8 protein-coding genes, 1 tRNA gene and 1 pseudogene are annotated in these 12,933 nt (G+C 66.9%); 5 read left to right on the plus strand and 5 right to left on the minus strand.

All coding sequences use genetic code 11. From position 1 onward, the window contains the following. The 3 genes from EYZ64_RS00245 to EYZ64_RS00255 form a co-directional block, all read right to left on the minus strand. A partial coding sequence (locus EYZ64_RS00245) for a PP2C family protein-serine/threonine phosphatase (protein WP_167857651.1) occupies nucleotides 1–1,326 on the minus strand: 1,326 nt, incomplete at its 3' end. 85 nt (nucleotides 1,327–1,411) lie between these two features. Beyond that, nucleotides 1,412–1,879, minus strand: coding sequence for an FHA domain-containing protein FhaB/FipA (locus tag EYZ64_RS00250; RefSeq protein WP_029110475.1), 468 nt, complete (start codon nucleotides 1,877–1,879; stop codon nucleotides 1,412–1,414). A gap of 131 nt (nucleotides 1,880–2,010) precedes the next feature. Beyond that, nucleotides 2,011–3,459, minus strand: coding sequence for an FhaA domain-containing protein (locus tag EYZ64_RS00255; RefSeq protein WP_135451345.1), 1,449 nt, complete (start codon nucleotides 3,457–3,459; stop codon nucleotides 2,011–2,013). A 274-nt stretch (nucleotides 3,460–3,733) separates the two neighbouring features. Here EYZ64_RS00255 and EYZ64_RS00260 point away from each other — a divergent pair. Then, a tRNA-Leu gene (locus EYZ64_RS00260) sits at nucleotides 3,734–3,816 on the plus strand. 135 nt (nucleotides 3,817–3,951) lie between these two features. On the opposite strand, the gene EYZ64_RS32265 is transcribed toward EYZ64_RS00260, so the two are convergent. Continuing rightward, nucleotides 3,952–4,242, minus strand: a complete 291-nt coding sequence (locus tag EYZ64_RS32265) for a hypothetical protein (protein ID WP_286174526.1) — start codon at nucleotides 4,240–4,242, stop codon at nucleotides 3,952–3,954. A 122-nt stretch (nucleotides 4,243–4,364) separates the two neighbouring features. Continuing rightward, a pseudogene (locus EYZ64_RS32580) lies at nucleotides 4,365–4,736 on the minus strand (LppA family lipoprotein); the annotation flags it as partial. 288 nt (nucleotides 4,737–5,024) lie between these two features. On the opposite strand from EYZ64_RS32580, the gene EYZ64_RS00270 reads away from it, so the two are divergent. From EYZ64_RS00270 to EYZ64_RS00285, 4 genes are all read left to right on the plus strand, one after another. Then, nucleotides 5,025–5,405: a DUF4190 domain-containing protein gene (locus EYZ64_RS00270; RefSeq protein WP_135451346.1), complete on the plus strand. Its 381-nt coding sequence runs from the start codon at nucleotides 5,025–5,027 to the stop codon at nucleotides 5,403–5,405. Between the two features lie 445 nt (nucleotides 5,406–5,850). Continuing rightward, the gene (locus EYZ64_RS00275; protein ID WP_135451347.1) at nucleotides 5,851–6,405 is read left to right on the plus strand and encodes a hypothetical protein; all 555 of its coding nucleotides are present in this window, start codon (nucleotides 5,851–5,853) and stop codon (nucleotides 6,403–6,405) included. Nucleotides 6,406–6,408: 3 nt separating this feature from the next. Continuing rightward, nucleotides 6,409–9,375 (plus strand): VWA domain-containing protein, encoded by a 2,967-nt coding sequence (locus EYZ64_RS00280; protein WP_286174527.1) that lies wholly within the window; start codon nucleotides 6,409–6,411, stop codon nucleotides 9,373–9,375. Further along, a complete protein-coding gene (locus EYZ64_RS00285) occupies nucleotides 9,375–12,926 on the plus strand; it encodes a tubulin-like doman-containing protein (RefSeq protein ID WP_135451348.1) in 3,552 nt (1,183 codons plus the stop codon). The genes EYZ64_RS00280 and EYZ64_RS00285 overlap by 1 nt, the downstream gene beginning before the upstream one ends. Nucleotides 12,927–12,933 lie beyond the last annotated feature (7 nt).

The following is a 12,933-nucleotide window of genomic DNA, read 5'->3' on the forward strand; positions in this document are numbered from 1 at the left end:
CGACGGCGACGGGCCGGGTGCTGGGGCCGGCTTCGACGTCGTCGTGGGCGCGGTGCGCGTTACGCACACCGGCAGGACGGAGCTTCGGGCCAGATCGTTGATCTGCTGGATGGCTTCGTCCTGGGTGCCGCCGGGCAGACCGGCCCGGACCGAGGCCCGTTCGGAGGGCCGCATGTCATCGACCGCCATCAACCGGCAGTCGAGGCGGCTGCGCTCCTGGTCGGCGCTGATCAGCGACAGTTCGTTGCGTGCGTTGAGACAGCCGAGGCGATACGGCTCCTGCAGCGAGATGCCGAGGAAGGTGCCCTGGACCCCGCGCATGATGGACACCGTGCCCTGATGTTCGGCGACGTAATAGTTGTTGCGGATGATCTCCCGACCGATTGCCAGCCCCACGATGAGCACCAGCACCAGCAGCACAGCGGCGATGAGGATCCGGCGACGCGACCGCGGCCGGCGATCCGGCTCGGCCGGCTGGGGGACCACGCGTTTGGGTTCATTGCGGCGGGGATTGAACGCCGAGGCCCGTCCGGCGGCCGTGTCCGGAGGTGCGGTCTGGTCGTCGTCTCCGGATACCGCGCCGGCGAGGATCGGCTGCGTCTGCCCGTAGTCATAGTCGACGACGTCGGCGACCACCACGGTCACGTTGTCCGGGCCGCCGCCGCGCAGCGCCAATTCGATCAGCCGGTCGGCACTCTCGGCGACATCCTCGATCTGCAGGGCCTCGTTGATGGTCTCGTGGCTGACCGGATCGGACAGACCGTCCGAGCACAGCAGGTAACGATCACCGGCCTTGGCCTCGCGCATGATCAAGGTCGGCTCGACCTCGTGTCCGGTCAGCGCCCGCATGATCAGCGAGCGCTGGGGATGGCTGTGGGCCTCCTCGGCGGTGATGCGCCCCTCGTCGACCAGTGTCTGGACGAACGTGTCGTCCTTGGTGATCTGGGTCAGCTCACCGTCGCGCAGCAGGTAGCCGCGGGAATCACCGATATGGACCAGGCCGAGCCGGTTGCCCGCGAACAGGATCGCGGTCAGCGTCGTGCCCATGCCGTCGAGTTCGGGGTCGGCCTCCACGTGGGCCGCAATCGCGGCATTGCCCTGGCCGACCGCGGTATTGAGCTTGCTGAGCAGATCGCCGCCGGGCTCGTCGTCGTCGAGATGCGCGAGCGCCGCGATGACCAGCTGTGAGGCCACTTCGCCCGCGGCATGGCCACCCATGCCGTCGGCCAGTGCCAGCAGCCGCGCCCCGGCGTACACCGAGTCCTCATTGTTGGCGCGAACCAATCCGCGATCACTGCGCGCGGCGTATCGGAGAACGAGGGTCATAGTGTGTCTCGCGCTCCTCGCATGCGCGGTATCGATCCTGCTCCTCGCGCGCGGAGTGCCCGATCTGCTCCTCGCGTGCGCGGCGTCACGGACGCAACTCGATTACCGTCTTACCGATTCGAACCGGTGTTCCGATCGAAACCCTTACCGCTGTTGTCACCTTCGCCCTGTCAAGGTATGTGCCGTTGGTCGATCCTAGGTCCTCGACGTACCACTCCGAACCTCGTGGCGAGAGCCGGGCGTGGCGCGTCGAAGCGTAATCATCGGTGAGCACAAGAGTGGAGTCGTCGGCACGGCCGATCAGCACCGGCTGGGCACCCAACGTGATGCGGGTTCCGGCCAGTGCGCCCTCGGTGACCACCAATTGCCGCGCGATATGCCGTCGGTCCCGGCTCGGAAGCAGGGAACCGCGGAGAGCCAACCCGCGGCGGACCATCACCGCGCCCGTGGGCGCATAGATGTCGGTCCGCAGGATACGCAGCACCGACCAGATGAACAGCCACAGCAGCAGGAGGAAACCGACACGCGTCAGTTGCAGCACTAACCCCTGCATCTGACGTCCTCTCCGTATCCGCCCCACTGGTATCGCTCAGCTACCGTCGGCAACGTCACGATACTTGGACGCCGATCGCCGTGAGGGCGAAGCGGGGTGCTTGCCACTCAGGTGTGTCCGGTTTCAGACGCTCAGTGCACGCGCACGATGATCTCGGAATGGCCCAGCCGGATCACGTCGCCGTCGGCCAGCTGCCACTCCTGCACCGGTGCGTTGTTCACCGTGGTGCCGTTGGTGGAGTTGAGGTCTGACAGCAACGCGACCTGCCCGTCCCAACGGATCTCCAGATGCCGTCGTGACACGCCGGTGTCGGGGAGACGGAACTGGGCGTCCTGCCCGCGGCCGATCACATTGGCGCCCTCGCGCAGTTGGTAGGTGCGGCCGCTGCCGTCGTCGAGCTGGAGCGTGACCGCGGCGCCGCCGGCGGCATAGTCGCCGCCGCCGTACCCGCCCTGCTGGCCGCCGTAACCGGGTTGGCCACCCTGCGGTGCGCCGTACTCCCCGCCGCCGTAGCCGCCCTGCTCGCCATAACCTGGCTCGCCGTAGCCCTGCTCGGGGTAGCCGCCCTGCTGGGGCTCGGCGTAGCCGCGGCCGTAATCCTGCTGCTGGCCGTACTCCTGCCGCCCGTAGGGCTGCTGGCCGCCGGCGTACCCACCACCTTGCTCGGGGTAGCCGCCGCCCTGGCGTGGGTCCTGACGTCCGTAGTCGTACTCGCCGCCGCCGTAACCGGGCTGACCGCCCGGTGCGGGCTGGGCGGGCTGGCCGTAGCCGCCGCCCTGCTGGCCGCCGTAGCCACGGTCATAACCGCCGCCCTGCTGGCCGCCGTAGCCGCCGGCGGGTGGACGCTGCTGCTCGTAGGACTGCGGGGGGTAGCCGCCCTGGTCGGGGTAGCCGCCTTGATCCGGGTACCCGCCCTGGTCGGGGTAGCCGCCCTGCTCGGGGTACCCACCGCGCTCGGCGCCGTAGCCGCCGCGCTGCGGGGGGTAACCGCCCTGGTCCTGAGGGGGGTAACCGCCGCCCTGATCCGGCGGGTACTGGCCACCGCGGGGATCGTCCTGCGGCCCGTAGCGGTCGTCGTAATAGTCGTCGCCGGGCCGCCCTTGTCCCTGGCCGCCGCGGTAATTCGGGTTATCGGTCATAGGTGGTTCTCCTGATTCTGCGGTGAACGCTTGGTCGCCTCGGGCTCGCGCGGATTCGCCAGCGGTCGAATCGGGGTTAACCGCGCCGTGTGCGCGGAACTGTCCGGTGTGCAAGTTCGATGATTGCTCGAATCTAACGACCACATCACCATACGTTTGCCACCCCTGATCACGAATGAATCCCCCCAGATGCTTGGCGAACGCGGACGAGGTCAGGTCAGTATCGGCGCTTACTTTCTGATAGTCAGTGCCACTGAGCGTAATTACGTAGGCGTTCGGTGCCAAAACTTGGCCACCGGCCACGGTACGGGCCCGGGACTCGGCTTCCCGGCACAACGCCGTCTCTACTTCCTGGGGCACTATCGAGCCGCCGAAGACCCGGGCGAACGCATCGCCGACGGTCGACTCGAGTTTGCGTTCGATGCGGTCGACCAGACCCATGTCACCGCCCGCCTTTTCTCGTTGTCGCTCGTCGCCTCGGCACGGCCACCCGTGCTCCCGCGTGTCGCTCTGGCCACACTGCTCACAAGCATGGTATCGGCCTGGTGCCGTAATGCGGGACCAACAGAACTCTGAGAATTCGGTCGATGCAGGTCAGTGACCTGATCTAGATGAGCTTAAGGATTCTCTGACAGTCTGACGGCCGCTCCGGCGGCCCGCTGATCGGGCGGTTTGGGAACGGCGCGCTCGCAGTGTTACGCTCCCTCGGTCATTCGGGCGAGTGGCGGAATGGCAGACGCGCTGGCTTCAGGTGCCAGTGTCCTTCGGGACGTGGGGGTTCAAGTCCCCCTTCGCCCACAGAGAGCGGTTCAGATGAACCGCACACACAAAGGTCGCGAACCCAATCGGGTTCGCGACCTTTGTGTTTGGGGTGCGACATGTTTCGGCGATCAGACCGGCCGGTGCTGCTCAATACTGAACGGCTCGGCCCGGTCATTTGTCGCCCAGCCTGTCCCGTGCTTTCCGCACCACATCGACGCTGAACAAGGCAGGGTAGTTCAGCACCAGCTGCTCGCTGGTCAGATCCGGGCGGCGAGGCACCACATCCCACGCCAGCTTGACGAACCCTCCAGCGGGGTACCGGGTATCCACAACCATCCGGGTAGCCTCAACGGCTCCGTGCTGCTTGACCATCTGGATGAAGCGGGTCGGGTTGTATCCGAGCCGCTGGGACTCCTCGATCCCGGCCCAGAGGTCGGCTTCGAGACGCTTCGCATCATCCACTTGATCACCTCGCCAATCGTTGATCGTGATCTTCGGCGCCCAGCTTGCCAAAGCACATCCCCCACGGTCGCGGTTCGATCAGGATCGCACCGCTGATCTGGCTGCTCGGCCTCCGGCAGTCGGCACCCGGCCTTGCCTGTGACTACGGTGGCGCCTTTGGACCGGAGGCGCAGCACCGTGCCGGCGTCGTCGGAGTATTGGAGATCGTGATCGTGGGGTGCGTCTTTGAAAACGGTCAGGTTCGCCAGCCCTAGGGTTTGTGCAGTTTGCTGCGCCAGTTCGTAGGCCTGATCCCAGTTCCGCTCGGGTACGGGAGGCTCGGAAATGTAGTCCCGCAGCCCGATCAGCTTTCCGCCGGATTGCGCACAGGGCGGATGACATCTTGTACGGCTGTCTTCGCACCGCCATTCGGATCTGGTGTTCGGAGAGAGTTCGGTAATCCGCCGGCCTAGTTGTTCGATGGCAGATTGCAATTGGGAATGCGTGGCTTCCAACGAGGGCAGTCATTCCCATGAAGTTGCGGCTTGATCGGCGTGGCCGGGATACGTGGTTTGCCACGTGACATCGGCCAGCGAGGTGGCGAGGTCCTTCCGCTGGTCTGGACCGGCTGGTCGGTACCCATTTATTTGGTGTCCAGCGGTCCGTGATCGCCGGGTTAGGCTCGGTTCGACCGGTTGAGATCACGAGGAAACGGAGCAGTCCATGGCGCTGTCCGGTATTCGGCGGCGGCCAGGGCAAGCCGGAGAAACTCGATCAGATCGCTACTCGAGCGAAGCCGGGGCATGTCCGTGACGTCCGGCGGGTACGGGGATGGCCCGACAGTTCCATCCGACGGTGACCTCTTCGCCGGACGGGGTGGATTCTCCGGCCTACCGCGGGAGTCCGCATACCGACCGCCGATCGTCGCCTCCGGCTATGGCATGGCGCCGCCGCCCGGGAACGCGCCGTATCAGCAGGAAGTCAACGCCCTGGCCACGCTGTCGGTCGTGTTCGCATTCATCCTGGCTCCGGTTGGGGCCGTGATGGGACAGGTCGCGCTCTACCAGATCGGTAAGACCGGTCAGCCCGGCCGCGAACGCGCACTGATCGGCGTGACCGTGTCTTTTGTCATGATATTTCTGCTGATCATCGCGTTGGTCGTGTGGTTGATGTCGACACGCTAGGTCCGTGTAACGCCGCCGAACAGGACTATCGCGAGTACGACCACCATGCCGCGCTCGACGTTTCCGGGCAGGCGATCGCGTGCGGACAACCGAATTCGGTGACAGTCTTACCAACGCCCCGAAAGCCGAAGAATGCTGATGACCAGATCCACGTGTGATGCCGTGCCAGCCGGCTGCGGTCGCCGCTCGTGTTCGACCACCGGGAATCGGACTAGTCCGGCAACAACTCGACACAAGTTTGATAAGCATGCGGGGGTCGCGCGGATGGTGCGGCGCCTCCCGAAAGGGATTAGCTGGCGGCGGGGGGCAGCACGATGTTTCCGATAGAGTCGGACAATCCAGCGCGGGGGATCTCTCTTACGGTCGCGGCGGGGCATCGATATGGCATCCGCGCGACGTCTGGCGTCTGGCTGACGGGTTCGCAGATGGGAGGATCAGTGTCGTCATGACCAATCCGAATCCGTTTGATTTCAGCGACTTCGGCCCGCCGCAGCGCCAGGGCCCGCCATCGGCACCGCCGGGTCTTGCGGGACCGCCGGCGCAGGCCGGTTTCGACCCGTGGGCCGGCCAGCCCCCGGCGCAGGCTCCCCAGCCGTCCGGGCCGCAGGACATATTCGGTGCCGCACCGACGCCGCACGGTCAGGATGTGTTCGGGCAATCCACCGCGACACTCGGCGGGACTGCATTGAAGACGGCCGGGCCGCCGCTGGTGTGGTTCGGCGTGGCGCTGGGCCTGGCGGTTCTGGGTGCGGTGATAGCCATTGTCGGGGCGGTGGCAGGCCCATGGTTGCTGACCGCACTGGCCGGGTGGCTGTTGGCAGGACCGGTCGCCATCGGCGCATTGGCGGTCTACACCCGCGTCGATACGCGTCGGCGGACCGAGGCCATCTATTCGGCACCTGGTTGGACGGAAACTCTGTATTGGGTGGTGTTGGCGGCCTGCCTGATCGGCATTGCGATCGGGGCGTGGCAGATCGCGCTATGGGCAGGCAGGTTCTAAGGAATGAAGAGGGGGATCTTGCGTTCGGCTGCGCGCGCGAGCACGAAGGGTTTGGTCGCGGTCGCCTCGGCCGCTGCGGTCGTCGTGATGGGTTGGTCGGCGCCGGTGGCGTCGGCCGAAACGGCCACCGGTGGGGCAGCCCGGTTCGGCGCATGTGTGGGCGCGCAGAAGTCCGGTGACCTACTGCTGTTGTTCGACGAGTCGAGCAGCCTGCAGCAGAGCGATCCCGGCGGCGATCGGGTGAACGCGGCGCGGTACCTGTTGCGCACGCTCGGCGAATTTGCCGACCGGGTCGGCGCCAAACTGGAAGTGGCCTCGGCAGGCTTTTCCGACACCTATACGCCCGAACACGATTGGACCCCGCTCACCGCGGCGAGCGCCAATTCGGTAGGGGACCAACTGGCGAGTCTGAAATCGAAGAACACCGGTATCGATACCGATTACTGGATGGCACTGGACGGGGCTCGGCAGGCTCTGGCCGCCCGCGGCGGTGGCGGCGCGGGTGCCGGCGCCGACTCGGGTCAGCGGTGTCAGGCGGTGGCCTGGTTCTCCGACGGCAAGATCGACTTCACCCCGCGCGAGGTGGCCAAGCCCTACGCCGAAGGTGTCGACCTGACCAACCAGGGCGGCATCGATCAGGCCAGGCAGCGGGCCGTCGAGTCGATCTGCCGCGGCGGGGGAGTTGCCGACCAGGTGCGGTCATCGGGGATCGTGATGCTCGGCATAGGCCTGGGCGCCGAGGCCTCACCAGGCGACTTCGACGTGATGAGCGCGATCAGCACCGGAAAAGGGCTGGACGGCATGAAGTGCGGGGACATCACCGATCCGGTCCCCGGTGACTTCTATCCGGTGTCGAACATCGACGACATGCTGTTCGCGTTCGACAAGCTCAACCCCGAACCCGGGGTGAACTCCCAGGGACCGGTGTGTCAGGGGCAGCTGTGTGAGGAGGCCCGGCACAACTTCGTGCTGGACCGCTCCATCAAATCGGTGACCATCCTGGGCTCCGGCGACGTCCCGGGTGTGGTGCCCTATCTGGTTTCCCCGTCGGGAGCCACCGTCGAGTTACCGAAGAAGGACGGCAAGGTCGAGCTCCAGGTGGGTGGTGCCCCGGTGAGCTACGAATGGCTCTCCGACACCTCCCAGACCATTGCGATGACCAGCGGCGGCGGTGAGTGGGCCGGCCAGTGGGCGATCACCTACGTCGATCCCAGCAGCGCGCATCCCGATGCGGTGTCGAAGGTGAACATCCACATCACCACCGACATCTTCCCTGCGCTGACCAACGGCGATGCCATCAAGTGGCGCAGCGGCGCGAAGATCGATGATCTGACTTTCGGCCTGGTCGACGGTAAGGGCCAGGCGGTGTCACCGAAGGATCTCGCCGGCACCGCCGAGATGACCGTTCAGCTCGTACCCGAGGGCGCCGAGCCGATAGTGCTGATGGATGCCGCGCCCAAGGAGAACATCGCAGTCCCCGTGAGCGTGGATCTGTCCAAGGTCGCCCCGGGCCGCGCCACGCTCAAGATGTCGCTGGGGATCACCACCGCACCGGCGATGGATCCGGCCGGCGTGCAGATCGCCCCCGGCACCAAACTGTCGCAGCAGACGCGGGACCTGCCGGTGCAGATCCAGCCCAAGGTGGGATTGCCGACCATCGGTGAGCGGATCGACTTCGGTTCAGTACAGGCGGCCGAGGGCGCCACGGCGGAACTGACCGTCACAGGGCCGGGGTGTGTCTGGATCGCCGACGGCGAGCCCGTCAAGGTGATCGCCGGCCCGGAGGGAATCGGCGACCCGAAAGTGACCGCGGCGCAGAACTCGTCGGGCAACTGCCTCAAGCTCGACAAAGATCAGACCCAGAAGCTGCAGGTCACGTTGCGGACCGACCAGGACGGTCACGGCGGTCTGAACGGCACCGTTCCGGTGCATGTGGCCTCGCTGGAGGATCCCGACGACGGCCAGGTGGTCGACGTACAGTTTGCCGCGTCGCTGCTGAAGCCGCTGAACACGACCAACTTCGTGCTGGTCTTGATCGCTGCACTGCTGCTGGGGCCGGGAATTCCGTTGGGCCTGTTGTACCTGTCGAAGTGGTGGGTCACCAAGATCCCGAATACGCCGTTGCTGGCCGAACGAATCCACGTCGAGGTCAACAACGACATGGCGCTGCGCGACGGGAATCCGTTCGCGATGGTCGATTCCGATCTGATCCAGCCGGTCACCGGATTGACCGAAGGCGTACGCAGGCTGTCGGTGCTCGGGGTGACTCTCAACGCGGTGATGGGCCGCAGTCCGTTCGGCGCAGGCCGGGTCACGGTCGACGCGGGCAACCTCGTCAGCGTCGGTTCCGAGTTGCCGGGCAGTGACGAGACCGGCTTGCACGCGGTGCTGCCGCTGGCCGTGCACAACACCTGGGTGGTGCTGCACGATCCGCGGGGACCGTCGAATCGTGCGGAGGTGTTGCTGCTGGTCAGCGGCAACACCGACACTGCAGCCAGAGAGAAGATCTTCGAGGAGGTGGGCCGCCGGCTGCCGGAGCTCCTCAACGGCCTGCGGTTGCGTGCGATACAGGCCGGAGTCGCGTCGCCCCACGACGATCAGGACCAGGGTGCATCACCGTTCGGTGAGGCCGGACACGGTGCTGCCCCTGCCGGATACGACCCGTTCGGCGGACCCCAGGCACCGATGGAGGCTCCCGGCGGGTCGTACGGGCCCACCGCAGCGTCCGGCCCCCCCGATCCGTTCGGAGCCGGCATGCCCCCCGCGCCGCAGGGGCCGGGTCCCGGCCCGTATGAGTCGGGACAGCAAGTGCCGCACTCGTATCAGCCGGACGCGAACCGGCCCCCACCCGCCCGACAACCCGGTGTACCTGGCGATACTCGACAGGGGCAGCAGGGACCCCCGGCGCCCCAGGGGCGCCCTCAGCACTATGACCCCGATCCGTTCGACCCGTTTGGTGGAGGAGCCTGATGCGCCGTTTCTTGGTAGTCGGATGTGGTGGTTCCGGTGGCGCCACTTTGGCGTTCATGATGGATCAGCTGCGCTCTGAACTACACGCCGCAGGCATCGACAAGTTGTTGGCGGGCTGGCAGTTCGTGCACATCGATGTGCCCAGTGCGGCCGAGTCGGGGCCCGAGGGCCTGGCGAACGTTCCGGCCCAGGGCGGCAGCTACATCGGGTGCGGTCCCCAGGGCAGTAGTTACGCAATTCTCGACGGTGCGCTGTCGCAGCGGCTGGCTGCCGATGGCGCCCTCGATACCGTCGCCACCTGGGCGCCGCGCAATCCGCAGGAGGTCACCAACCCGATCTCGGCCGGTGCCGGACAGTACCGGGCGATCGGCCGGATGATCACGCTGAGCAAGGCCAGCGAGATTCACGCCCGGCTGCAGTCGGCCTGGGATGCGTTGTTCCGGGTGGAGACGATTTCGGAGATGGCCTCGGCCAGCGTGCCCGGGATGGGTCGGTTCGACCCGAACGAGCCGCCTCTGGTGCTGGTGGTGTCCTCGATGGCCGGCGGTGCCGGTGCCTCGATGGCCCTGGACGTCTGCCGGTTGCTCACCTTGGTGACCGGGCTGGACCCGAAATTGATGGGTGTCTTCATGGTGACGCCCGACATCTTCGATTCGTTGCCGGAGAGCGCGCGCACCGGTGTGCGGGCCAATGCGCTGGCGATGCTGGGTGAGATCGTGGCCAGCCAGGCCGGCGCCGCCCGCGAGCACGACGTGCGGATCCTGCGGGCCCTGGGCCAGCACCACGGTGACGGCGAGCCGATCCCGTTCGCCCGCGTGTTCCCGGTCGGCCGGTACATCGGCGCCGATCGGACCCTGTTCGGCGACGGCTCCCAGAACGCCGTGTACCGCGGCCTGGCCCGCGGTCTGGCCGGGCTGATGATGAGTGGCAAGGCCAGCGACCAGTTCGTGTCCTACGACCTCGGCAACACCGCGTCGCCGGTCGGTGACCGTGACGTCCTCGGCTGGGGCATCTCGGCATGGGATGTATTGCCTTGGGGCACATACGGTTTCTCCAGCCTGTCGATGGGCCGTGACCGGTATGCGGAGTACGCAGCGCAGCGGCTCGCCCGTGCGGCCGCCGACAAACTGCTCTTCGGCCACGTCCAGCCGGGCAACCCGGCGTCGAGCAACGAGCAGCTCGACACCCTGCTGAGCAGCCAGTGGCAGGCGCACTGCGGTGAACTGCGCATCCCCGATCAGACAGGCGACGAGCAGACCCGGATCGGCATTCTGGGCAACTGGATCGCCAACGGGGCCTTCGCACCCGAAGCCGTCGTCGGGGCCGTCAACGGTCTGGTGGAACGCCAGTTGCGAGGCTATCTGCCCAATCCGCAAGGGATGTCGGCCGACCAGTGGGTGCCGATTTTCCGGCAGGCGGTGCTCAACCGGCGTGCCGACCTTGCCCGCTCCTGCGCCGAGACGGGCTACGCGATGGCCTACGCGTGGCACAACGAGTTCTCCGAACAGCTTCGAGTGATGGTCGGCCGCGCCGCGGCGACCCTCGGTCTGCCGTATGCCCGCGAGCTCGTCGACCGGCTGCGCCGCCATGTCAACGACGTGCTGGCGCCGGGTCTGGCACAGCTGGGATCCATGGGCCCGCCGGACATCGTCGCGGTGCCGCCGCAGGTCGACGCGGCGCTGCGGTCCCTTCACGGCACCATGACCAACGCCGACCAGGTGCTAGGGGTCGCGCTGGACGGTTTCCGCTCCAACGTGCGCCGCCAGCTCTTCGCCGATGCCGCCGCCCGCATTGCCGACGTGATGCGGGTGATGGGCGCCGAACTGCTTGCGCCCCTTCGGGAATCGCTCGGTGAGGCGATGATTCTGCTCGAGAAGGCTCGTTCAGAACCGCCCTCGGACATCGGATTGGCCCGCTTGTCGACCGACCAGTACGTCGCCTGGCCCTCGGATGCCGACGAGCTGGTGCCGTCGCGGTTCGCCGAGGCCAACAATGAGGTGCTGCTGATCAGTTCCGCGGCGTTCAAGCAACGCTACGAAACCGACCTGCCCAAGGCAGTCGGCGGCGCGCACGCGATGATCCCGCTGCGCAACGCTGTCGAGGACGCCACCACCAGGGTGATCATGGGTGAGTGGCAGACCACCGGCGGTGTGTCGGCTCCCGGCGGGCTCGTCGAGCTGACCGCCAGCTGGGTGACCCGCGCTCTGGGAACCGACCCGGAGACCGGCAGACCACGCGTGCCGTCGATGGCGCAGTTCGACATTCACACGCGGCCCGCCGAACTGCTGTCCCGGGCCCGGTTGTACGTGGCCCGTCCGGGGGAGGCCTTCGAGGTCTTCTGCAAGGTGTCGCTGCGCGACTTCGTACAGGGCGTCGGTGCCTCGGAATCCGAACTGACCAACCGCCGCCAGGACATCGCGACCAAGTTCAGCGAGGCGCTGTCCCTGGCCCGGCCGCTGGCGAGCGTGAACGACCAGGCACTTCAACGGGTGCACCCCGGCCAGCAGGTCGAGTACCGGTACAAGTTCTCCGAGATCCCGTTCGCCGGGCAACCGGTGGCCGAGGCGCTCAGTGACGTGTTGAGGTCCAATCCGCGTATCGACCAGGCCACCAAGGACAACTACGGCCGGTCGCTGTCGGACGAGGACAGCGTCACCCGCATCGACATCTTCGGGTCCTACCCGAACTATTCACCACTGGCGTTCGATTCGGTGCTCAAACCGGCGGCGCAGCAGTGGGCCCAGACCGCGGGACCCGGACGCGGACAGTTCTGGCGCTACCGGAGGTCGCGTCCGCTGGCGGCTTCGCTGCCGATGACCGACGACGAGCGTCGCACCATGACCGCCGGCTGGTTCCTGGGCCAGATCCTCGGCCGCATCCAGATTCCCGCTTCGCCATACACCGAACCGGTCCGGATCTTCGACGGCAACGACAATCAGTGGCTGAACTTCCCCAACCCGCTGCTCACCCCGCCGTCGGCGTTCACCGCGTCCTACGACTGGCTCCCCGCGGTGCTCGAGGGAATCCTGTTGGCGATCGCCACGTCACATGAACCCCCCGTGATGCGGTCCCTGCGGCCCTACCAGGTGCTGCGTGAGCTCTACGACTCGCACAGCCAGGACCCGGCCAGCGGCATCGTCGAGCTGTCAGCCGCCGGGTTGCTTCGCGAATTCCTCCAGACCGGAGTGTCGGGCCGGGGCGTCACCTCCCGGGTGGGGCCGATCGCTGCGGCGCAGACGACCGAGGAACGGCGCAGCGCCGCCGAAACCTGGTTGAGCAACGTCCGTGACGTCGCGGCGCAGTACCTGCCCTCGGACATGCCCGGTGCGGCACCCGAGGGTGCGTTCACCACGGTCACGACCCGGTCCAAGGCAGCCAAGACGCCGATCTTCCGCGATCTGGCGCCCGATGTCTTCTGGGCCACCGACATGTTGATCAAGCTGCTGGAGCGCGAGGCCGAGGCACTGGCCAGGGGAGAGCATGCCGGCGCGGCCACGTTCCTGGACGACGGTGGCAGCTCGGTCGTGATTCCGGACGGCGGGACCTTCTAAGCGATGT

This window comes from Mycobacterium sp. DL99 (genome assembly GCF_004762045.1).
Classification (GTDB): domain Bacteria; phylum Actinomycetota; class Actinomycetes; order Mycobacteriales; family Mycobacteriaceae; genus Mycobacterium.

Bases quoted from the DNA above. Each gene is read 5' to 3' on its own strand.
- EYZ64_RS00250 (WP_029110475.1), bottom strand. From the start codon at position 1,879: ATGCAGGGGTTAGTGCTGCAACTGACGCGTGTCGGTTTCCTCCTGCTG.
- EYZ64_RS00255 (WP_135451345.1), bottom strand. From the start codon at position 3,459: ATGGGTCTGGTCGACCGCATCGAACGCAAACTCGAGTCGACCGTCGGC.
- EYZ64_RS00270 (WP_135451346.1), top strand. From the start codon at position 5,025: ATGTCCGTGACGTCCGGCGGGTACGGGGATGGCCCGACAGTTCCATCC.
- EYZ64_RS00275 (WP_135451347.1), top strand. From the start codon at position 5,851: ATGACCAATCCGAATCCGTTTGATTTCAGCGACTTCGGCCCGCCGCAG.
- EYZ64_RS00280 (WP_286174527.1), top strand. From the start codon at position 6,409: ATGAAGAGGGGGATCTTGCGTTCGGCTGCGCGCGCGAGCACGAAGGGT.
- EYZ64_RS00285 (WP_135451348.1), top strand. From the start codon at position 9,375: ATGCGCCGTTTCTTGGTAGTCGGATGTGGTGGTTCCGGTGGCGCCACT.